Origin of the sequence: Desulfuromonas sp. TF (genome assembly GCF_000472285.1) — a bacterium.
In the GTDB taxonomy this organism is placed as follows: domain Bacteria; phylum Desulfobacterota; class Desulfuromonadia; order Desulfuromonadales; family ATBO01; genus ATBO01.
In genome coordinates, this window is sequence record NZ_KI421428.1 from 131,739 (window position 1) to 152,993 (window position 21,255).

The following is a 21,255-nucleotide window of genomic DNA, read 5'->3' on the forward strand; positions in this document are numbered from 1 at the left end:
AACGCCGCAGATGGGCGTTTTTCATCAGTCTGCTACCGCTTGCGGCGGAAGACGTCGGTCTTGAGGCTGGTCACCCGGTCGAGGAAGAGGAGGCCGTCGAGGTGGTCGAGTTCGTGCTGGATGGCGACCGCCTCGAAGCCGGAGGCGCGGATGACCCGCTCCCGCCCCTGGCGGTCGAGAAACTGCACCACCACGCTCTCGGCGCGGGTGACGTTGCCGGTGTAGTCGGGGACGCTCATGCACCCCTCGCGCATCGTCTCCTGTCCCTCGCGCTCGATAATCCCGGGGTTGATCATCACCAGCCGGCCGTGGTTGTTGTCCCGTCCCGGCTTGCTTCCGGAGACGTCGACCACCACCACCCGGCGGGTGATGCCGATCTGGGGCGCCGCCACTCCCACCGAATGGCCCGATGCCGTCATGGTGTCGAGGAGATCCTGGACCAGGGCGTCGGCCGCTTCATCGAGGGCCGTAACCGGCTCGCAGACGGTTTTGAGGATGGGGTCGGGGTAGAGGATGATGTCGCGGACGGCCATGTGATTACAGTTCCACCGGCGTGATGGAGCGCACCGAGATGTCGACCTGCAGCTCCTCCTTGAGCCCGTCCATGATTCCGGAGATTTCCTCCTCGCTCACCCCGGGGGGAAGAACCGCCTCGATCATCATCACGTAGACCGGCCGTTCCTCGCTGCCGACCAGCTTGGTGTTGAGGTCGGTGATGTTGACCTTGCGCTCCCCGAGTTCCCTTGTCACCCGGTAAACGATCCCCGGCTTGTCCGAGCCGTAGACAGAGATCATGCAGATCTCCCCCTCCATTTTCGGATGCTTTTCACCCCCCGGCTTGAGGGTTCGCAGAAAGACCGAAAGCCCGCTCTCCTCCAGGGGGGCGAAGGCGTCGCCGAAGCTTTCCCGGTCGGTGCGGTCGGGATGGGAAATGATCAGGATCATGGCGAACTGACCGCCGAGGATGCTGCAGCTGGAGTCGGCGATGTTGCATCCCAGCCGGTAGAGGATCTCGGTGACCTGGGAAACGATGCCGGGGCGGTCCCGGCCGATGATGGTCAGGGCAAAATGGCTCATGGGGCTCTCCTGGGCAGGGGATCGAAAGTCGGCTGCGGCGACGGTTTCAGGACAGAAACTAGCATAACGGGATCGAAAATACCAGAGACGCAAAACCTTGAGCCTGTCGCCTCGATCCTTGAACCTGCCTTTTCATTGACATCCCCCTGCCCATGAAGGTATCTTAAGGCTCATTTATTTGTGATGCAGAGGGTGGGATGAGAGTTGGGGAGAGAACGAGAAGGAATGGATGAAACCGCTTGGTGCCGCTAAGGCGCGGGCGGTTTTTTTTGTCTCACGCGGAGCCGCGGAGAGCGCGGAGGGACTATGAAGGCATTGGATGATATCACAGGGGAAATAATCGATGCCTCGATCAAACTGCACAGGAATCTAGGGCCAGGATTACTGGAGAGCGTCTATGAAACCATTCTTTCTCAGGTTTTGTTGAAACGAGGATTGGTGGTCGAGCGGCAGAAGCCGATTTGCTTCGAATACGACGGCATTCGTTTCGATGACGGTTTCCGAGTCGATCTGCTGGTGGAGGGATGCGTAGTTGTCGAATTGAAATCGGTGGAGAAAATAGCGCCGGTGCATGGTAAACAGTTGCTGACTTACCTCCGTCTTATGAATCTTCCAGTTGGGCTTCTGATCAATTTCGGAGCGACAACTCTCAAGGAAGGACTGCATCGCATTGTCAACAACCTTGATGCCTCAGTGTCTCCTGGGTTACGGGTGAACTCGTGAAGAGGTGAATCAGACTCACGCGGAGACGCGGAGATTGCGGGGAAACCATGAAAGATCTGATTGCTTCGATTTTTCTCCCTTGGGTCTCTCCGCGTCTCCGCGCCTCCGCGTGAGAAGGTCCTGTATAAATTATCCTTTTCTTTGACATGAACCGCCGTTGCGGGTACTTTAGGGCATTCTTACATTTTGATTGCTCTGGAGTGTTTCAGATGAGAGTGCTGGGGGAAAAACTGTAGAGATTGATGAGGCCGCTTGGCGCCGTGAGGTGCGGGCGGTTTTCTGTTTACAGGCGAAACGCCAAGAACAAGAAGGAGGGGGAGCAATGCTTATACCGGTAGAACGTATCGAAAAATCGATCCTGTTTCTCCGCGGCCAGAAGGTAATGCTGGATTCTGATCTGGCTGATCTCTACGGGGTGACGACCAAACGCCTGAACGAGCAGGTGCGCAGGAATGCCGAACGGTTTCCACAAGACTTCCTGTTTCGGCTCAATGCCGAAGAGAAAGAGGAGGTGGTCGCAAATTGCGACCACCTCGCCAAGCTTAAATTCTCTCCGGTCCTCCCGTATGCTTTTACCGAGCATGGCGCCATAATGGCTGCCTCGGTGTTGAATACCCCTCGGGCGGTGGAGGTCAGTGTCTATGTGGTACGAGCCTTCGTCAAACTGCGGGAGATGATCACCTCCAACACTGAAATTGCCCGGAGGCTGGATGAGCTGGAGCAGAAGTACGATGCGCAATTCCGGGTAGTCTTCGACGCCATCCGGCAGATGATGATGCCGGAGGGGAAGGGGCGGAAGGAGATCGGTTTCAGGGTGGAGGAGGAAGGCGCGGCGTATCTGTGACTCTTCTTCGCTGATTTTGGGGGCAAAATGGGGGTTTTAAGCGCTGTGGAGTGATAAGAAGCCGCTCTTTGTTGTTTGAAAACGGATACTTGGTTTGGGCCGACCCCGATAACCCCATGGTGAAGTGTCCGAGGTGTCGGGAGGCTGTGGAGGGTCGTGCTAAGTGATTGATGTTGCCTGTGCGATTATCGAAATGGATGGATTGGTTTTAGCGGCTCAGCGCAGTGAAAATATGAGCCTACCGCTGAAGTGGGAATTCCCAGGAGGCAAGATTGATCCAGGGGAGTCTGCCGAGGAATGTCTGCGCCGTGAATTGGTTGAAGAGATGGGGATTCACGTGTCCGTGGGGAAAAGCCTGCCGGCCACCACACACCAATATCCCAAGTTTGCGGTCACGCTTTATCCGTTTGTCTGTTCCATCGCGTCCGGTGAAATAGTCCTCCACGAACACGCTGCCATCGATTGGCTGCCGCCTGAGGAACTTCCCACACTGGACTGGGCCGAAGCAGATGTGCCGGTGATCGAGTCGTATCTTGCAGGCTGTGAGTTTTGCACCCCATGAACCCTGTTGCCCCCGGCATATACGAAGCGCTCATTGATGAGTGCCTTCGCGATACGCTGGATCGGCATCCGGAGCTGCGAACCGTCTTCGGCAAAATCGACCCGGAAGAGCAGCCCGCCCGTTACGCGGCGTTCGTGGCCAAGGTGCTCGAACAGGCTCTGCGCGAAGAATCCGATCCGGAGAAAAGATTGGCCCTCTGCAACCAGCTCCTTGGACAAGTGGCTCAGGAGCCGGGCAGAAGTCATTTGGAAAAGCATCGACTCGTTCAGGAACAAAAACCGGTCCTTCTTGAAATCACGCCGCCGCATTACGGCAAATCAGGCATTCCCCGTCCCCACACTCCCCTCGCCGAAAGCTCTCTCTTCACCGGATCTCCGCAGGAACCACAGCTTGGCCATGAACTGCTGGAAGAGATGCGGTCCGCCGATGGGGTGGATATCCTCGTTTCGTTCATCAAGTGGTCGGGGCTGCGTCTGCTGCTGCCGGCCTTCGAGGATCTGCGCGACCGGCAGGTGCCGGTCCGGCTGATCACCACCTCCTACATGGGCGCCTCCGATGCCCCGGCGGTGGAGTGGCTGGCGCGGCTGCCGAATGTCAAGGTGCGCGTCTCTTACGATACCGAGCGTACCCGGCTCCACGCCAAGGCGTATCACTTCAAACGCAACAGCGGTTTCTCTACAGCCTACATCGGTTCGGCGAACATGTCCCAGGCGGCCATCACCAGCGGCCTGGAGTGGAACCTCAAGGTCACGGCGCAGGACATGGCGCATATCCTGGAGAAGTTTTCCGTCGAGTTCGAGACCTATTGGAACAGCCGCGAGTTCGTCTCCTTCGATCCAGAGAGGCCGGAGCTATTTCGTGCGGCCATTGCTCGCGGCAAGAATGGAAACACCAATATCCCGGCAGTCTTCTTCGATCTGCGCCCCCACCCATTTCAGGAGCGCATCCTGGAGGCGCTGGAGCGGGAGCGCACCGCCCATGATCGTTGGCGCAACCTGGTTATCGCCGCCACCGGCACGGGCAAGACGGTGGTCGCCGCCTTCGACTTCAAGCGTTTCTTCGAACAGAGGCAGAATCAGGCCAGGCTGCTCTTCGTGGCCCATCGTCAGGAGATCCTCCAGCAAGCCCAGGCCACCTTTGCCAATGTCCTGCGCGACCAGAATTTCGGAGAACTGCAGGTCGGTCAGTTTCAGGCCACTCGCCTGGAGCATCTCTTCTGCTCTGTTGGCATGCTCACCAGTCGCCGCCTCTGGGAGCAAGTGGGGAGCGGGTACTACGACTACATCGTGGTCGACGAGGCCCACCACGGCACCGCCAGCAGTTACCGGCCGCTCTTCGACCACTTTGCCCCGCAGATTCTCCTGGGACTGACCGCCACCCCGGAGCGGATGGACGGTGACAACGTGGCCGCCGATTTCGGCAATCGTTTCGCCGCCGAGATTCGTCTCCCGGAAGCTCTGGAGGAAAAACTCCTCTGTCCCTTCCACTACTTCGGCGTTGCCGACCCGATCGCCATCAACGGTGAGCAGTTCTGGCGCAACGGCAGGTACGATGCTTCGGCACTGGAAAACGTCTATGTGCTGGATAACGTCCGCGCCAAACAGCGCGTCGATGCCATCATTGCGGCGCTCCACCGCTACGAGCCCGACCTTGCCGCCCTCAAGGGAATCGGTTTCTGCGTCACCATCAAGCATGCCGAGTTCATGGCAGAGACCTTCACCAATATGGGAATCCCTTCCGCTGCCTTTGTTTCCGGGGTAGACGATGGCCGTTGCCGGGAACTGCTGGCTGATCTGAAAAGCGGCCGGCTCACCTTCCTCTTTACCGTGGACAAGCTGAGTGAAGGGGTGGACGTGCCGGAAGTCAACACGGTGCTTTTCCTCCGCCCCACGGAGAGCCTGACCGTCTTCCTCCAGCAGCTCGGGCGCGGCCTGCGCCATGCGCCGGGCAAGGACTGCCTCACCGTTCTCGACTTGGTCGGTCAGGCCCACCGCCGCTACCGGGTCGATACCAAACTGAAAGCGCTCCTCCCCCGTCACCGCTTTTCCATCGACAAGGAAGTAGAGCAGGATTTCCCCCACCTCCCGGCCGGCTGCTCGATTCAGCTCGACCGCCTCTCCCGGCAGTACGTGCTGGAGAACATCAAGGAGAACTTGGGCCGCCTGGCGGTGCAGGTTCCTGACCGGCTGCAGACTTTCACCAACGAAAGCGGCAAGGAACTGACCTTCGGCAACTTCATCCGCTACCACGATTACGAGCCGGAAGTGCTGCTGGCGAAGGAGTCCTGGTCGGGGTGGAAGGCCAAGGCACAGCTGGCGGCGATCCCCATGGACCCGGATCTGGCGCGGCTGAAAAAGACCCTGCTGCGCGCCGCATTTATCAACGGTCCGCGGGAGCTTGCCCGGTTGCGGCAGGTGCTTGCCAAGGTGGCAGAGGGTGCCATTGATGAGGCGTTGGCCCTGGCCGGGGATGCGGCCATGCCGGTGTACTATCGGTTCTGGGGAGACAAGGGGAGCAATCTCGGCATCACCTCTCTGGATGATGCCTTCCGCCGCTTGGCCCGCAATCCGTCGATCCTTGCCGATCTGGACGAAATCCTCGCCTGGTCGCAGGACACCACCGAGGTCAGCGGTCAGATTCCGCAGCTCCCCTTCGCCTGCCCCCTGGAACTGCACGCCCATTACGGCGGCAAGGAGATTCAGGCGGTCTTTGGCCGGGCAAATCTGGAGACAGCCGGGCAGACCGGCGTGGGCTCGTTCCACTTCGCTGACGTAAAGACCTATGTGCTGCTGGTTACCTTTCAGAAGACCGAGAAGGAGTTCTCGCCGAGCACCATGTATGCCGATTACCCGATCAGCAGGGAGCTCATGCACTGGGAGTCGCAGGCGAATACCGCGCAGCATCACATTGACGGGCAGAACCTGATTCACCATCGGGAGCGGGGTTACACGATCTTGCTCTTTGCCCGTGACCAGAAGAGACGGAACAATGCCACGGTGCCGTTCACCTATCTGGGGCCGGTGGATATGGTGAGTTTCGAGAGCGACCGGCCGATCAAGATGGTGTGGCGGTTGCGGCATCCGATGCCGGTGGAGATGTTTGAGGATAATCGGCGGGGTGGGTAAATGCCTCTATCTGCTTCTATCAAGGGACAATTATGAAAGTTGATTCAAGTCTCAAGCCTAAGCGAGGCAGTTCACGTCGTAAAGGTGATGAGTTTCAAGATCTAACCGCCCTAAAATCAATCTTGAATTATTATATCGAAGGTAAAGATTTCAAAGCGTTTCTCGAATACGAGAAGACGGACGCTATAGATGACATTGTAATTTTTTCCGGAAACAAAATTCGTGCAATTCAAGCAAAATACGCAGTAGACCCTTTGGCCGTTTATATTCAAAATGATTTTACGGAAAAGGACAGCCGTACATATTTTGGGCGCTATGCTGCTGGATGGCGTAAGGCACGTCAGATTCATCCTGGGATGGACATAGATATCGAACTGGTCTCAAATCGTGGCCGTGACTCGTCGCTCAAAGGGATAATCGGAGCAGTGGGGGTGTTTCTCCCCGAATTCGTTGAAGGAAGGAAACGCAAAGAAGCCAAAAAATTTCGCGACGATCTTCAGAAAGCATGTGCATTTACAGGGACTGATGCATCAACACAATTTCAAGAGTTCTTACGGTCGTTTCAATTTCAACTCAGTCAGAGGTCACTTAAAGAATTACGCGAACATATCGAAGGTGAACTGCTTGATCACCAACTAGGAATAACCGATAGAGCGGTTTATCATAAGCTAAAAGATCTTGTCGAACGACATGCCATAGAGATTCATGATCCAATAACACCATCAATCCTTGATGAGATATTTCGCCAGGCACAAAGTAGATTTCTCCTGCCGCAGCAATTCCAAGTCGATCAACAACGATTTGTTCAATTGGAGTCGTTTGAAGTAGCACTATCGCGTCTGATTAAAGAAACGGAATCTGGGTACATTGTAATAACAGGTCTACCCGGCAGCGGAAAATCCACCTCCCTTAGTCAATTCTTCAATACGCTAGAAAAAGGCCAGCAGTACGCAATTTGTCGCTACTTCTGTTTCGTTAGTCCAAATGATGACAACGCTCGTTTACGCCTCGAAGCCGAGTCTCTTCGGATTAATTTGCTTTCAGAGTTTCATAATCAATTTGGTCATTTACTTCCTCGCCGACACGATTACAGTGAGCGCCGCTTTACTGAAGTCCTCGCTGAACTTGGTCAAATCCTGTCGGGAGACAACTCAAAGCTGGTAGTGCTGCTGGATGGTCTTGATCACGCAGAACGTGACCCGCACGTTAAGGACAGTGTGTTACGTGCGTTGCCGACGAGCTTACCGCCGGGAGTAATAGTTGTAATTGGCACTCAAGAGCTGAAAAGCTGGGAGCCTTTGGCCTTAAGCGAAGGGCGTAAGCAACGTCACATCCCAATTCCTCTCTTTTCTTTGCCCCAGACGAAGTCCTATCTCCTTGAGAAGCACGGCTTGGTACTGCAAGACGAAGCAGTCAGAAAAATCTTTAATAAAAGTGATGGTCTACCTCTCTATCTTCGTTATGTAACTATCTGGCTTTCTGCGCATAACGGAGATGTCGAGAGTCTTGATCATATGCCAGAAGCTGTAAATGGCGACATACGAGATTATTACGAACGGTTATGGGCGAATCTTGAGCGCGATGGGATGGCTCTCGCTCGATATCTTTCCGGTGTGCTGGCTGTTCTGCGCTTTCCAGTCGGCGAGGCGGAATTATTTGAGTTCCAAGACGAAGTTCGTTTGTTGGATCTTCCGGCTACGATGAAAGCCGTTTCCCACCTTCTGCGCCATCAGGCGGGACAGGTTTCCATTTTTCACGACAGTTTTCGTGTTTTTGTCCTTGCAAAAATCGACGCGGTAACCCGTCGCCGCATAACTCGAACTATCTCAGAGAAATTGAAAACCGAGCGAGGCAGTGCGCGTTGGTTTGGGTTTGCTTTCAGTTATGCACTTGATGCTGGCGATGAACAATACGTTCTGTCTGAGGTTAATCGCCAGTTCGTTGACTTTGCGCTTCAACATTGCAGACCTGCTGATGATATTTTTTCAGCTATTGACACTGCCGTAAAGGCGGCAGTCCGCCAGAAGGCTCTAATTGAACTGTCTAGGTTGGGTTCTTTGCACTATCGGACGCATGAACGGCTCGAACATCAATTTGACCATAGTATGCTGGCAAAAGTCCTGCTCAAACTTGGTCGTGTGGAAGATGTTCTAGGCTATTGTTGTCACTGGCATGAAAGACATTGGCTGGTGGATACAGATGTAGCCATGCAAGTTATGGTTTGGTGTGCGGCAACAAGCCGACTTGAACTCGGGGAAAAGTTATTTGACATATTCTGTGAAACCCATGCACATCATGAATGGGAGCAGCGTTCTGATTTTGTAAAACTTGCTCGTGTAGTGGCCATTTATTCAAAGAGACCTCACAAATTCCTGCAGTGGATATCAGGATTGAAGTTCACTCCTGATCTTATTGAGAGGAAAGATTATTTTGCCCCTGGATATGCACCGCATCTCGCTGCATTTCTTGAATCATATTTTCTTTACCGGCCAAACAGCGATTGGCCGCGCCTTAAGAAGATAAGTCGGATCTTTCCCAATCACCTTGTCAGGCATTATATCCTGCGTTTGGTCGCACGCCATTGTTCCCAAGAAATTCTTCGGACAGAGCTTGAAGAATATCTTACAAATACTCCGGTCGGTGAAAATCTTGAGATTGCAGGTTACGCTGTAATGGCAGGTTTGCCCGGCGAACAAGTCCGGAAATTGGCAGGACCAGTGAAGTTACCCCCAAATAAGATAATCGGTGATACTCGCCGTGAATCCCAAGAAGCTGACGTAGATGCGTTTTGGTGGTCCGCGTTAGTGCTTGGCTATGAGGATGACCAAAAGACTATCAACCAAGTAAAACATCACATTGGCAATGATGGGACAATGTGGTCTGGATTTCTCAGCTTTATGCTACAAGCTGGGCTTTGTCTTGGCCGAGTAGCAGCAGGGAAACCTGATGACCTTTACATAAGAGCTGTTTCGGCACTAGACGAGCTCGCTTTGGCTGGTACAGAAGATCAGCCCCAAGAAATGGACACCTTGAGGGCTTGCAGACCGATGTTGCCAGAGTTGCTCTCTCGCCTTACGGGTTGTATCGCTGTCGTAAGCCCGCGTGATCTTGAAGATTGGTTCGATAAGCTTCTGAGGTTACGTCAGAGCGAAATATGGACGTCCCATTGGGGTATTGGCGAATCTTACGTCGACTACTCGTTTGAGCTAGCAATTTGGGAGAGGCTGACTGATATTCCCGGTGCAAGTGTGAAGCTCCTTCCCATTCTTCGCGATTGCGCATCTACCTATACCGATACAAGATCTCTTAAAGCCGGCTCCAGATCAGATCACTTCCTGTGGCTGTCATACATTGCCGCAAAATCCGGGTGGAGAGCAGATGCAGAAAAATGGCGTGAGAAAGCAATCGCATGCTCCCTCACATATGGATATCGTAAGGACGCTACTCTCGATTGCCTGATAGATGTACTTGATCTTCTCAATGAATTTGAACCTGCCCTGACGCTTCCCCGCGCTGCCGCCATTCTTGAAATGGTGAAGTGGATGAACGCTGCAACTGACGGTAGAGGAACGAAGCACTTCGAGCAATCCGCATTCAATGTAGTCTTGAAAAGAAGCCGTGAAGCGGCGTTCAGCCTTATTCGATATTTCAGAGAGCATGCTGGTCGTTGGAAGATGCTCGATTGCCTGGAAAAATTCATCCTTAGTGTTGAAACGGGTGATCCTGAGCTGCTATGGGTTCTCAAGGATGTTTTTTCACCCCATTTTGTTGAACGTGGTCGCCATCCGAAGCAACTTGAGCGCGCTGCTCGCCACCTTAAGGATTTAGGAGCACGCTTAGAGCCTGAACAATCTGAGATATGGCGTGTGCGTTTCGAGGCGTTCATTCGCACGCATATCGATCCAGGCTGGTGGCCGGATGACATATGGGCAGTTGTTCAGAAAGATGAAAAAAGGGCCGCATACCACGCTCGTGAACCATATGGTGATGACTCTGCAATACCAAAAGAACTAATTTTAAATGGCCAGCCGATTCAGAAAGAAGAGCTCGAGCAGAAGCTGTCGAGGTCGGTTGAGTCATATTGCCGTACAATGGAGCTACTGCGAGCTGAAAATGGGCATTTCTATGAACCTAAGCTTGTAAATTCTGCTTTTGAGTATCATGCATCGCGATCAAGTTCAATCTCTGAAGCACATCGTCTAAGGACAATCGCAGAAGCGGATGATTCCGTGAAATCTGAAGCCCTTCTCATTCTCGCACATCGCCTATTCGATTATGGAGAATACGATTCAGGCTATGAAACTTTACTTCTCGCTTATCAACGAGATACGAAGTATTACCCGGGTGAAGAAGATGCTGCTCCGATTCTAAAAGAACTGTGCGACCGCGATCAAGGAAGAATAGCAGATTTCATAGTACAACGATGCGATGAACATTTAATGAAAAGTTATGGTGGATTTGATATACCGCGGTTTATCGCTCGTTATTTCTCTGCTTGCGGTGATGTGGCATCACTTCGGAAAGTTTTCGAGGATTACCTGCGGCATTGCCAAGAATTATTTGAGCACTTGCCTCAACAGGAATTGTACGGATGGCTCCGCGATTATGTTGAAGGGAAAACGATCGAAGATGAGGAAATTGTAAATTTCCTCATTGATTTGCTTGGTGAGCCTGAGATCGACCAAGCAAAGCGTCTTCTTCGTGTGCTTACGGCACTTTCAAAGTCGCTGCCCGAAATTGTTTGCCGAATCTGCTGCCACCGGCTTAAAGATGCTGAACCACTTTTGCGAGAGCGTCTTGAAATACTGCTAGATGCCGTTTCTTGCTTGGCCCCCGACGTTATCGCGCCGCATTTGGGGTTGCTTGTCCCATTACTTCAGAAGCCGAATTTTCGATTCCGGATGACGATTATCGACGTCGTTAAACGGGTTTCGAAATCACTATCGCTGCCAGAATCGGTAGTTGAGGCTGTCAACGAAGCTGAACGCACTTACTCTCCGTTGATCAAATATCCCTATCGTCGTTTTCTTCTAACTCCACCGTCATCTGGTTTTATTGCATTCCTTAAGAGAGGGGCGCTGTTTAGCCTGCTAAAGGAGATTCAAGGTGTTAGCGACCTTCTGCAGGTGAAATTGAATATAGTGATTGCATACATTGAGCAAGGTCTTATGAAACAAGGTTGGAAACTTGCTGATGAACAAGATCGACTTAAAGATGAATGGGAAGGAAAGGCACATGGTGGTCATGTGATTTGGTTCATTCCATCTTTTCATACACTGGTTTCTGAACTTCTCCAGAGCTTCATCCATGAGGCTTTAGAAAATGGAAGCTACGGAAATGATGTACTAAATGCCATATTTAACGTTGTGAGAAGTGGCGACCCATCCTTTGTTGCAGAGTTGTCACGACAAAAGCCTTTAAATATCCAAGCCTTGAATGTGAAAAATTCATCAGAGTGGATAAAGGAAATTGAACGGCAATCGCCGAAGCAGGTTGATGTTTTACCTCCAGATGAATGGACGACTGTTTATGAGGAAAGATTTTTGACACAGACAAGCGATTCGAGTTCTAAGCTCTGTTCCGAATTAAAGGTCCGCACCCTCCTTGTCTCGCCTGAATATAGCTCTGATGAAGATTTATGGCCTGATCCCTCAGATTGGTCTGATGTTATTCCTTGTGTACATCCGGAAGAAAGGCTTACGATCGATGCTGCTGCTAATATTATTTCGAAAGGAGCAATTTTTGTAGAATCAGATCAGAATTATCCAATGTATCCATTTGTAGCTCTCCATGTGAATAACCAGGGTTTTGTGGGTTATAGACACATGCCATATATTCATCCGATGTGGGTCGGTAGATACAGCCTTGAAGTCGAGGGGTGTCAAATTAAACACGATGAACAAATTATTGCTTATTTTGAGGAATGGCAGGAGGGCTATGAAGATGAAGCGTACAGCCGCGACCTTCTATCTGCCGGCATCCGTTTAATCGTAAAAACGGACTGGATACGTAGGATGCTCAAAGCCGCTAGTTATTCAATGGCGATGTGGACTTCAGAAAAGCGTATGAAAAGAGATGCTTGGACAAGAAAGGCTCCTTCAGAGATTTCGGAGCATGAACGGTATTCAGTTTATATTCCCTATGGGCCAGCTAAATAACCTTGGTGGGAATCGCCCGGGGTCAGGTCATAGGAACGAGTGCCAAACCTTTCTGGTACAGGTCCGGTTTCCCTTATTGTCAGATACTTAGGGATATACTTTTAATCGAATGTTTTGAAGACTCGCGCTGGGGATCGAATGACCTCTCCTGAGACCTATATAAATAACTTCACCCACCTAAACCGCGCCCCCGGCCCCGTGTGGGGCGAAGCCACCAGAAAACGCGCCCCGCACAAACCGATCCTGCTGCTTGCAGTGCTGGATCTGGTGCATCGCGGCGCCATCACCTCGCCATTCATCGACGTCACCGGCGATCTGGTGGAGCTAAACGAGCTGTTCAACCTCTATTGGCGGCGGATCATCCCCCTGGGGCAGACCAGCAGCATCGCCTTTCCCTTCTCCCGTCTCGACAGGGAACCATTCTGGGAACTGGTGCAGCAACCGGACTGAATTCCGGGGACAGTATATTTAACTTTACCGGCTTTCACAGGGATAGTGGGGGTCGGACCAAAATAACTACCTTAAATTATTAAGCAATATATGAAATTCAATGGCCAAAACGGGCTTACAGGCCGATTTTCAGGGGCAAAATAGCCGGCTTAACGACCTCCCGCTGGAAACGGCGGGGCTGGTGCTGTTAACTTACCCCCTCACCCGCTTGCCCGCCACCCTGTACACCGTCAGATTCTCCCGCTTCCTCTCCGCCACGACGATGACCACCACCCGGCTGTCATCCACCTGGTAGACCAGCCGGTAGCCGGCATTTTTCAGCTTGATCTTGTAGCAGTCGGGCATTCCCTTGAGCCGGGCCGCTTCGATGCACGGCCGGACCAGGCGCTCGGCAAGCTTCTTCTTGAACTGTTCACGGATAGCCCTATCGAGCTTCTTCCACTCCGGGAGCCTCTCGGAATCGGGGGATCGTCACGAGAAGATGGGAAATCGAGGACAGATTTTCGTAAATTTGAGAGCGAATAGTGAATCTATTTGTCGAAAATTTGCGGAGATCTGGCCCGATTTACCTCTTTCGCAGTAGATTCATCCCTGAGTCGAGAGGCTCCTTGGGCCGATTCCTTGAACTCGAGACAGGAACGCTAGCGGGGTCGGACCAAACTAAATGCCTTAAATTTTAAGCAATGTATGAAATCTGACGGTCAAAAACGGGTTTAGAGGCCGATTTTCAGGGGCAAAATAGCCGGCTTAACGACCTCCCGCCAAACCCCAGCTCAAAACCAACCTAATCGAACCTCTCCAGCTCCCCCCGTCGATCCGCAAGGAAGAAACGAGAGACACCCTCCCGGCCCCAGCGTCCGGACCTGAAGCTCCCCCTGTTCCACATCCAATACCGGCCGATCTCCAGGATGGTTTTTGTTTTGCCGGTGCTTGGGCGCGTGCTATATATATGTAAAATCAACTTCTTGTGGAATGATTGTCGGAGTCGCCATGGACAGGCTCATCGAAGAACATCGTGAAGAAATCAAGCACCTTGCCGCCCTGCGAGGCGCCAGTCGGGTTCGGGTTTTCGGTTCCAGGGCGCGCGGAGAGGCCCGTCCGGACAGTGATGTGGATATCCTGGTGGACCTGGAGAAAGGGCGCTCCGCCCTGGCACTGGGGGGGCTGCTGATGGACCTGCAGGATCTTCTGGGCAAGAGGGTCGATGTGTTGACACCGGCGGCCCTGCACCCGAAAATCCGGGAAAACATTCTCAAGCAGGCTGTTGACCTGTGATGCTCAGCGAACGAGATCAAGTTTATGTCGAGCACATGCTCGAATGTATCGGCCGCATAGAACGATACGTCGACGATGATCGCGGCCGGTTCATGCAGTCTGAGATCGTTCAGGATGCCGTCGTGCGAAACCTGCAGACGTTGGCCGAGTCTAGCCAGCGCTTGTCCGATGTCGCAAAACGATCCCAGCCCGGAATCGACTGGCGCGCCATCGCCGGCTTTCGCAACGTCCTCGTGCATGACTACCTGGGCCTTGACCTCGACACGATCTGGCTGGTGATCGAACAGGACCTCCCGCAGCTCAAAAATGGTCTCGAAGCGATGATAGAAGGGGAATAGTCCTCGTCTCCCATCAACCCCAACTTCCTCCTCGTCCATCGGTCTCCATAAAAATCCCTGCCAAAAACAGTCCTGCTGAGCCTAATCGGGAAATCCACTTGATTTTTTCTTCCCGACTCTTTATTTTAGGATGAACGGTAAAGATAAAATAAAGGCGAATCTTATTTTAGGCTTGAGGCAGGCAGGATGAAGCGAGAGCTCCAGGGCAGATACGTGACCATATCGACGGTGGGTGAGAAGGCCCAGGCCTTCGTGCCCGCGCCGCTGCCGCCGCGTCCGCCCATCGACTGGACGCCGGAGCTGCGCAGCAAGTTCGACCAGGCGCTGCTGGCGCTCGGACGGCTGGACAGCGTCTCGACTCTGCTGCCGGACACCTCTCTGTTTCTCTACATGTACGTCCGCAAGGAAGCGGTGCTCTCCTCCATGATCGAGGGGACACAATCCTCGCTGTCGGACCTGCTGCTGTTCGAGCTGGATCAGGAGCCGGGTGTCCCGCTGGATGATGTGCGGGAGGTCAGCAACTATGTCGCGGCCCTCGATCACGGCCGGCGCCTGCTGGAAGAAGGGCTGCCGCTGTCGCTGCGGCTGTTCCGGGAGATCCACGGCGTGCTTCTGACCAAGGGCCGGGGCAGCAATCAGACCCCGGGCGAGTTCCGGCGCAGTCAGAACTGGATCGGCGGCACCCGGCCGGGTAACGCGGCCTTCGTTCCACCTCCGGCCGAAGAGGTGCTGGAGTGCATGAGCAAGCTGGAACTCTTCCTCCATGACCAGCCGGAGCCGACCCCGGTGCTGCTCAAGGCGGCGCTGGCCCATGTACAGTTTGAGACGATCCACCCGTTCTTGGACGGTAACGGCCGTCTGGGGCGTCTGCTGATCACGCTGCTGTTGTGCGAGCAGAAGGTGCTGCGAGAGCCGATGCTCTACCTCAGCCTCTACTTCAAGACGCACCGCCAGTATTACTACGAGCTGCTCAACAACGTGCGACTGACCGGCGACTGGGAAGCCTGGTTCGACTTCTTCGCCGAGGCGGTCATCTTCACCGCCACCCAGGCGGTGGAAACCGCCCAGCAGCTCCTCGACCTGTCCAACCAGGATCGAGACAAGATCAGCGGTCTGGGCCGGGCGGCGGCATCAACCCTGCAAGTTCACCGGGCTCTGATGGAGCATCCCCTCGCCACCTCGGGCTCGCTGGTTGAGAAGACCGGCATCACCTCGGCGACGGTCAACAAGGCGCTCGGCCACTTGGAGCAGCTCGGCATCGTGAAGGAGCTGACCGCTCGGAAGCGCAACCGACTGTTTAGCTACGCGGGCTATATCGAGATCATGAGCCGTGGCACGGAGCCGCCAGGCAGGTAGGGGACACCTGAGGGGACGCAGTCAAGTTGTCAAATAGGACTGACGCCATGCTGCGGAGATCGGACCAAAGTAACTGCCTGATGAAGGATGCTGTAACCGGGGGTACGTTACGGGGGCTTCAGGGGTCAGGCAAACAAGCACCTTGCCGCCCTGCGAGGCGCCAGTCGGGTTCGGGTTTTCGGTTCCAGGGCGCGCGGATAGGCCCGTCCGGACAGAATAGCTATCCAACAGAGAGGGATTGTATGGGCAATTACCCCGTCGTCGTCCTTGACTTCGAGACGACCGGTCTGTCACCCGATCAGGGAGACAGGGTGATCGAGGTGGGGGCGGTGCTGATCGAAAACAATCGAATCACCGACCGGTTCCAGAGCCTGATGAACCCGGGCATGAGGATAAACAGCTTCATCGAAAACTATACGGGCATTACCAACGACATGCTGAAGGACGCTCCCCCCGTCCCCGAGGTCATGAAGGAGTTCGCCTCCTTCCTGGGGGATCATCACCTGGTGGCCCACAACGCCAGTTTCGACCAGCGGTTCCTGGACGCCGAACTGCGGCGCGTCCGCAGGCGCCGGGTGCGGGATTTTGCCTGCTCCATGCTGATCTCCAGGCGCGTCTACCCCGAGGCGCCGAATCACCGGTTGGAATCGCTCGTCCTTCATAAGAAAATCAAGAGTACGGGAGCCTTCCACCGCGCCCTCGCCGACGCGGAAATGACGGGACACCTCTGGGTCAGCATGATCCGTGACCTCAAGGAGACGTACAGGATCCGGAATGTCCCCTTTCATCTGATGCTCCGGTTGTCGAAAGTCGCCAGAAAAGGCGTTCCGAATTTTCTGGAAAAATTCGCCCTCGAGGAAGGGTAGACCTGGGAGGTAACTCATGCGTCTCTCTACAATTCTCATCCTGATCCTTCTGCTCTCGGCTTGTTGCCCCAAAACGCCGCCTGCACCGAGCACCGAAGAAGCCCTCGCCCGGGAGGCGGAACTGCTGGTCCGCGCCAGCCTTACGGACCGGCTGGTGCAGGATACGGTCGCCTACTACCTCAACCAGGCGGGCTCGATGCTGTCCGGGCAGGGGCTTCCGCTCGAGAAGGCCGAAGCCGAGGTGAGGGAAACCATGCAGCCGCTGATCGAGACCGAGCATCAGCGGCTGGTCGAGACGCTGGTGCCGATCTATCGGCGCTACTACACCGCAGAGGAAATCCACCAGCTGCTCTCCTTCTACCAGACCGAGGTGGCGCGCAAGTCGATGCGGGTCAGCACGCAGATCGCCGCCGAGTCCCAGCAGTACGTACGCTTGTGGAGCGAGAATTTCGGCGAGGAGTTCCTGAAGCGGATCGATGCCACAGTGATAAAGTAGACCCATGACCGGCGAGCTTCTCGACCATCCTCTCATCACCCAGCGCTACTTCTTTCCCCGCCCGAGTGCCCTGGCCGATCCGCTCTGGGTGGACGCCGGTGACGTTCGCCTGGCCTGCCACCTCCACCAGGTGGAGGGCGCCGCCCGCACCCTGGTCCTCTTCCCAGGCAACGGCGAGATCGTCGACGACTATTTGGGGGACTTCGTCGAGTTGATCGGCCGCATGGGGTGCAGCACCTTCCTGGTCGGTTACCGCGGCTACGGGCGTTCGCAGGGGCAGCCGCAGCTGGGGCGGATGCTGGCCGACGTGGACTCCATCGTCCGGGTGGCCGGGGACCCGCGCCGCCTGATCTTCTTTGGCCGCTCGGTCGGGTCGATCTTCGCCATCGAAGCGGCGGCCCGTTTTCCGGAAGCGGCCGGGCTGGTGCTGGAGAGCGGCATCGCCGACGTGCTGGAGCGGCTGCTGCTGCGGGTCGATCCGGAGGAGCTCGGGGCGAGCCCGGAGGCGCTGGCCGGGGCGGTCGCGGAGCGCCTCGATCACCGGCGGAAGCTGGCCCGCTTCCCCGGCCCGGTACTGGTGATGCACACGCGCCATGACGGCCTGGTCGATGTCAGCCACGGGGAGCGGCTCTACCGGTGGGCGGCGGGAAAGAAACAGATGGAGGTTTTCCCGCGGGGCGATCACAACAGCATCATGGCCGTCAATGCGCGGGAGTATTTTGATCTGCTGGAGCGGTTTGTCGAGGAACTTTCCTGTTGATCGTGCCCGGCTGGGCGTTGGCGTGAAAGAACCATGCGAAGACATCGGCCATGATGCCGGGAGGGTAGCCTTTGCCCCTGATTGAAAACAACGTTGACCTCCAGCCATACAACACGTTCGGCCTGCCCGGTCGGGCCTCCCGCCTGGTACGGGTGAGGAGCGAGGACGATGTGCGCTCGGCGATCGCTCACCCCGAGCTGGGCCGCATGCCCCGATTCATCCTGGGGGGCGGCAGCAACGTCATGCTCACCGGTGATGTGGATGCCCTGGTCGTCAAGGTGGAGGTGCCGGGGCTGAAGCTGGTGGAAACCCGCGAGGATGAGTGGATCGTGGAGGCGGGGGCCGGCGAGTCGTGGCACGGTCTGGTGGAGTGGACCCTGGCCCGTGGGCTGCCGGGCCTTGAGAATCTGGCCTTCATCCCCGGAACGGTCGGCGCCGCCCCGGTGCAGAACATCGGCGCCTACGGCCTGGAGCTCTCTGAGCGCTTCGAATCGCTGGACGCGGTGGAGCTGGCCAGCGGCCTCACCCGCACCCTGGATCGCGAAGAGTGCCGCTTCGGCTATCGCGACAGCATCTTCAAGGGGGACGCGGCCGGCTCCTTTCTCATCACCCGGGTTCGGCTTCGTCTGCCCAGGCCGTGGCGACCGCTGCTCGGCTACCCCGACCTGTCCACCCTGAAGGAGCAAGGCGCCACCCCTTCTGTAGCCCCGACCGAGGTTTTTGACCGGGTCTGTACGGTACGCCGGGCCAAGCTGCCCGATCCCGCGGTGCTCGGCAATGCCGGCAGCTTTTTCAAGAACCCGGTGATCTGCGCCCGGCAGTTCAGCGCCCTCATCGAACGGGAACCCGCCATCGTCCACTATCCGCTCCCCGGAGGCGACTACAAGCTGGCCGCCGGCTGGCTGATCGAGGCCTGCGGCTGGAAGGGCCGCAACATGGGGAGGGCGGGGGTTCACGACCGGCAGGCTCTGGTTCTGGTCAACCGCGGAGGGGCGAGCGGCCGGGCGGTGATGGACCTGGCCGCAGCCATCCAGCAGAGCGTCTTTGAACGGTTCGCCATCCGCCTGGAGCCGGAACCGACCGTGTTTTGATGAGCAGGCAGGGGTGCAGGCTCAAGAGCCGACGACCTCTTCCCCTGTGTTTCCCTCGCCACTCTGGTATTCTCTTCCATATAGCTTTCATCTCTGCCGATTCCGGTTCTCCGGCGCCGGCGATCCAATTCACACGGGAAGGGAGTAACCGATGAACCTCTCTGAACTGTTCCAGAAACCAGGCCTCGGCATCTTCGCCACCGCCGGTGCTGACGGCAGCGTCAATACAGCCATCTACGCCCGCCCCCGGGTGATCGACGAGAAAACACTGGTCTGGGGGATGACCGACGGCCGGTCGTACCGCAACGTGTCGGTCAACCCGCATGCCTCCTTTCTCTTCAAGGAAGAGGGGCACGGCTTCCGGGGGGTGCGTCTGGTGCTGGAACGGCTCAAGGTAGAGGAGGGTGGAGACATGCTGGAGGAGATCAGGAAGAATACCTCCGAGGTGGTCGGCCCCGGCGCCGGCAAGGCCGTGACCCATGCGGTGTGGTTCAGGGTGGTGGAGATCCGGTCCCTGGTCTAGTACCCGGCGCCAGCGCCCTCCGGTCGCAGAGATCGATGCGCTTGCGGTGAAGCTGTTCGAAAGGGATTCCCCAAGGAGTAGAGTGAGTTCCGGGGGACACCATATTTGAAGGATGAGGGATGCTGTAACCAGGGGCACGTTACGGACCTTGCCAGCGTCCGATAAGGGGACATTGTCAGAAGGGAGCCAACATGTGTCGAAACATCAAGATGCTGTTCAACTTCGATCCCCCCGCCACGGCAGAGGAGATCCGTGCTGCCTCGCTGCAGTTTGTGCGCAAGCTGAGCGGCTTCAACAAGCCGTCTAAAGCGAATGAGGCTGCGTTCACCTCCGCTGTCGAGGCGGTCACGGAGATTTCGACGGAGTTATTGCAGTCGTTGGAGACCAGCGCTCCTCCGAAGAACCGTGAAATCGAAGCTGCCAAAGCACGCAAACGCTCCGCTGATCGTCATCCGAGCTGACAGGTCCTCCTCACCCTTCGCCGTGCCCTCAGAACGTAAAAAGGGGGAAGATTTATTTTGAAACCCCTGTAAAATTGATTTATCCCTTTTCCTGTGCCGGACTCCCGGCGGAGTGTGATCGGACACGGCAAGGAGGGTGGCGGCTGTTTGTGAGCCGAGCCTTTTATGGAAACTCATACTTATAAGAAAGGAGGCAGTATGATTAAAAAGGGTATTAAGATCAGACTCATGGAACCAAAAGACTTGGGCGCTGTGGCTGAAATTGATCAAAAGTTGGTGAATGTTTCCAGGTTGGACTATTTTGAAGAAAAGTTCGAACTGCTTTTTAAATCGGGTGAGTATGTACCAACATCTTTTGTTGCCGAGGATGAAAACGGGAAAGTAATCGGTTTTATAATGGGTAAGCTATACATAGGAGAATTCGGTCTATCGAATGAAGGAGCAGCCATAGATTCAGTTGGGGTCGATCCAGCCTGTCAACGCCAGGGTATTGGTGATAAGTTGATGGATCAATTCATATTTCACCTCAAACAACTTGATGTGAAGAAAATCAATACACTTGTAGACAAAAATAATCATCAAATGATGAGTTACTTCGATGCTGAAAAGTTCAAACCCTCAAAAACAGTCATAAACCTGGAACGGAGCATCTGAGGAGCCGTTGACACCAGCATCGTTGTAAGGTTGCTGACGGGCGACGACCAGACCCAGACGGCACAGGCACGTGTGCGCTCAGCCGCCGGTTCGCAAGGTCCGGCATCCCTGATTTCCGTGCCCTACCGTGCCCACTACTCCACCCTGCAGGGCCCCAAATGACCTTCCCCTCTGAGAAGGAGCAGCCATGACAACCATGACCCTGCGCGGCATCGACGAGAATGCGCGGAAGTATTTTGATCTGCCGGCGCGGTTTATCGGGAGTCTTCAGGAGCAGGAAGGCATGAGAGCATGATCGAGATCGACGAAAAAGACCTGGCGGTCACCTTTTACAAGTCTTCCGGCCCCGGCGGGCAGAAGAAGAACAAGACCGAGTCGGCGGTGCGCATCAGGCACCTGCCCACCGGCATCATCGTCACCGCCGCCGATTCACGCTCGCAGCACGACAATCGCGAGAAGGCGATGGAGAGGCTGCGCGAGCGGCTCCCCGCCCCTC

General features: G+C 55.4%; 19 protein-coding genes and 1 pseudogene. 17 read left to right on the forward strand and 3 right to left on the reverse strand.

What is annotated here, in order from left to right:
* Positions 1-32: 32 nt before the first annotated feature.
* Together def and DTF_RS0120110 are read right to left on the reverse strand one after the other, a co-directional pair.
* Positions 33-533, reverse strand: coding sequence for a peptide deformylase (def, locus tag DTF_RS0120105; protein ID WP_027716772.1), 501 nt, complete (start codon positions 531-533; stop codon positions 33-35).
* A gap of 4 nt (positions 534-537) precedes the next feature.
* Positions 538-1,077: a glycine cleavage system protein R gene (locus DTF_RS0120110; RefSeq protein WP_027716773.1), complete on the reverse strand. Its 540-nt coding sequence runs from the start codon at positions 1,075-1,077 to the stop codon at positions 538-540.
* A gap of 306 nt (positions 1,078-1,383) precedes the next feature.
* Here DTF_RS0120110 and DTF_RS26335 point away from each other — a divergent pair, with 306 nt between their 5' ends.
* The 6 genes from DTF_RS26335 to DTF_RS0120140 all read left to right on the forward strand — a co-directional run bounded on the left by DTF_RS26335 (position 1,384) and on the right by DTF_RS0120140 (position 12,939).
* Entirely contained in the window at positions 1,384-1,800 is a 417-nt protein-coding gene (locus DTF_RS26335; protein WP_027716774.1) for a GxxExxY protein, read from the forward strand.
* A gap of 322 nt (positions 1,801-2,122) precedes the next feature.
* A complete protein-coding gene (locus tag DTF_RS0120120) occupies positions 2,123-2,644 on the forward strand; it encodes an ORF6N domain-containing protein (protein WP_035058390.1) in 522 nt (173 codons plus the stop codon).
* Between the two features lie 163 nt (positions 2,645-2,807).
* Positions 2,808-3,206 (forward strand): (deoxy)nucleoside triphosphate pyrophosphohydrolase, encoded by a 399-nt coding sequence (locus tag DTF_RS0120125; RefSeq protein ID WP_027716776.1) that lies wholly within the window; start codon positions 2,808-2,810, stop codon positions 3,204-3,206.
* Complete coding sequence (locus DTF_RS0120130; protein ID WP_027716777.1) at positions 3,203-6,331, forward strand: DUF3427 domain-containing protein; 3,129 nt, start codon at positions 3,203-3,205, stop codon at positions 6,329-6,331. The genes DTF_RS0120125 and DTF_RS0120130 overlap by 4 nt, the downstream gene beginning before the upstream one ends.
* Before the next feature lie 32 nt (positions 6,332-6,363).
* Entirely contained in the window at positions 6,364-12,489 is a 6,126-nt protein-coding gene (locus tag DTF_RS0120135) for an AAA family ATPase (protein ID WP_027716778.1), read from the forward strand.
* Positions 12,490-12,627: 138 nt separating this feature from the next.
* On the forward strand, positions 12,628-12,939 hold the full coding sequence (locus DTF_RS0120140) for a hypothetical protein (protein WP_027716779.1): 312 nt from the start codon (positions 12,628-12,630) through the stop codon (positions 12,937-12,939).
* Positions 12,940-13,131: 192 nt separating this feature from the next.
* On the opposite strand, the pseudogene DTF_RS24805 reads toward DTF_RS0120140, so the two are convergent.
* A pseudogene (locus DTF_RS24805) lies at positions 13,132-13,401 on the reverse strand (type II toxin-antitoxin system RelE/ParE family toxin); the annotation flags it as partial.
* A 528-nt stretch (positions 13,402-13,929) separates the two neighbouring features.
* Here DTF_RS24805 and DTF_RS0120150 point away from each other — a divergent pair.
* The 11 genes from DTF_RS0120150 to DTF_RS24810 form a co-directional block, all read left to right on the forward strand.
* Positions 13,930-14,214, forward strand: coding sequence for a nucleotidyltransferase family protein (locus DTF_RS0120150; RefSeq protein WP_027716780.1), 285 nt, complete (start codon positions 13,930-13,932; stop codon positions 14,212-14,214).
* Positions 14,215-14,249: 35 nt separating this feature from the next.
* Positions 14,250-14,552 carry a DUF86 domain-containing protein gene (locus tag DTF_RS0120155; protein WP_226989433.1) on the forward strand — a complete coding sequence of 101 codons (303 nt, stop codon included), beginning with the start codon at positions 14,250-14,252 and terminating at the stop codon, positions 14,550-14,552.
* Positions 14,553-14,738: 186 nt separating this feature from the next.
* Positions 14,739-15,908 carry a Fic family protein gene (locus DTF_RS0120160; protein ID WP_027716782.1) on the forward strand — a complete coding sequence of 390 codons (1,170 nt, stop codon included), beginning with the start codon at positions 14,739-14,741 and terminating at the stop codon, positions 15,906-15,908.
* 242 nt (positions 15,909-16,150) lie between these two features.
* Positions 16,151-16,774 carry a PolC-type DNA polymerase III gene (locus DTF_RS0120165; protein ID WP_027716783.1) on the forward strand — a complete coding sequence of 208 codons (624 nt, stop codon included), beginning with the start codon at positions 16,151-16,153 and terminating at the stop codon, positions 16,772-16,774.
* 16 nt (positions 16,775-16,790) lie between these two features.
* On the forward strand, positions 16,791-17,270 hold the full coding sequence (locus DTF_RS0120170) for a DUF2059 domain-containing protein (RefSeq protein WP_027716784.1): 480 nt from the start codon (positions 16,791-16,793) through the stop codon (positions 17,268-17,270).
* 4 nt (positions 17,271-17,274) lie between these two features.
* The gene (locus DTF_RS0120175; protein WP_027716785.1) at positions 17,275-18,030 is read left to right on the forward strand and encodes an alpha/beta hydrolase; all 756 of its coding nucleotides are present in this window, start codon (positions 17,275-17,277) and stop codon (positions 18,028-18,030) included.
* A gap of 71 nt (positions 18,031-18,101) precedes the next feature.
* Positions 18,102-19,121, forward strand: a complete 1,020-nt coding sequence (murB, locus tag DTF_RS0120180; RefSeq protein ID WP_027716786.1) for a UDP-N-acetylmuramate dehydrogenase — start codon at positions 18,102-18,104, stop codon at positions 19,119-19,121.
* A 151-nt stretch (positions 19,122-19,272) separates the two neighbouring features.
* Positions 19,273-19,644 (forward strand): pyridoxamine 5'-phosphate oxidase family protein, encoded by a 372-nt coding sequence (locus DTF_RS0120185; RefSeq protein WP_027716787.1) that lies wholly within the window; start codon positions 19,273-19,275, stop codon positions 19,642-19,644.
* Positions 19,645-19,835: 191 nt separating this feature from the next.
* A complete protein-coding gene (locus DTF_RS0120190; RefSeq protein ID WP_027716788.1) occupies positions 19,836-20,105 on the forward strand; it encodes a DUF2277 domain-containing protein in 270 nt (89 codons plus the stop codon).
* 198 nt (positions 20,106-20,303) lie between these two features.
* Positions 20,304-20,759 carry a GNAT family N-acetyltransferase gene (locus DTF_RS0120195; protein WP_027716789.1) on the forward strand — a complete coding sequence of 152 codons (456 nt, stop codon included), beginning with the start codon at positions 20,304-20,306 and terminating at the stop codon, positions 20,757-20,759.
* A 291-nt stretch (positions 20,760-21,050) separates the two neighbouring features.
* A partial coding sequence (locus DTF_RS24810) for a peptide chain release factor-like protein (RefSeq protein WP_162148675.1) occupies positions 21,051-21,255 on the forward strand: 205 nt, incomplete at its 3' end.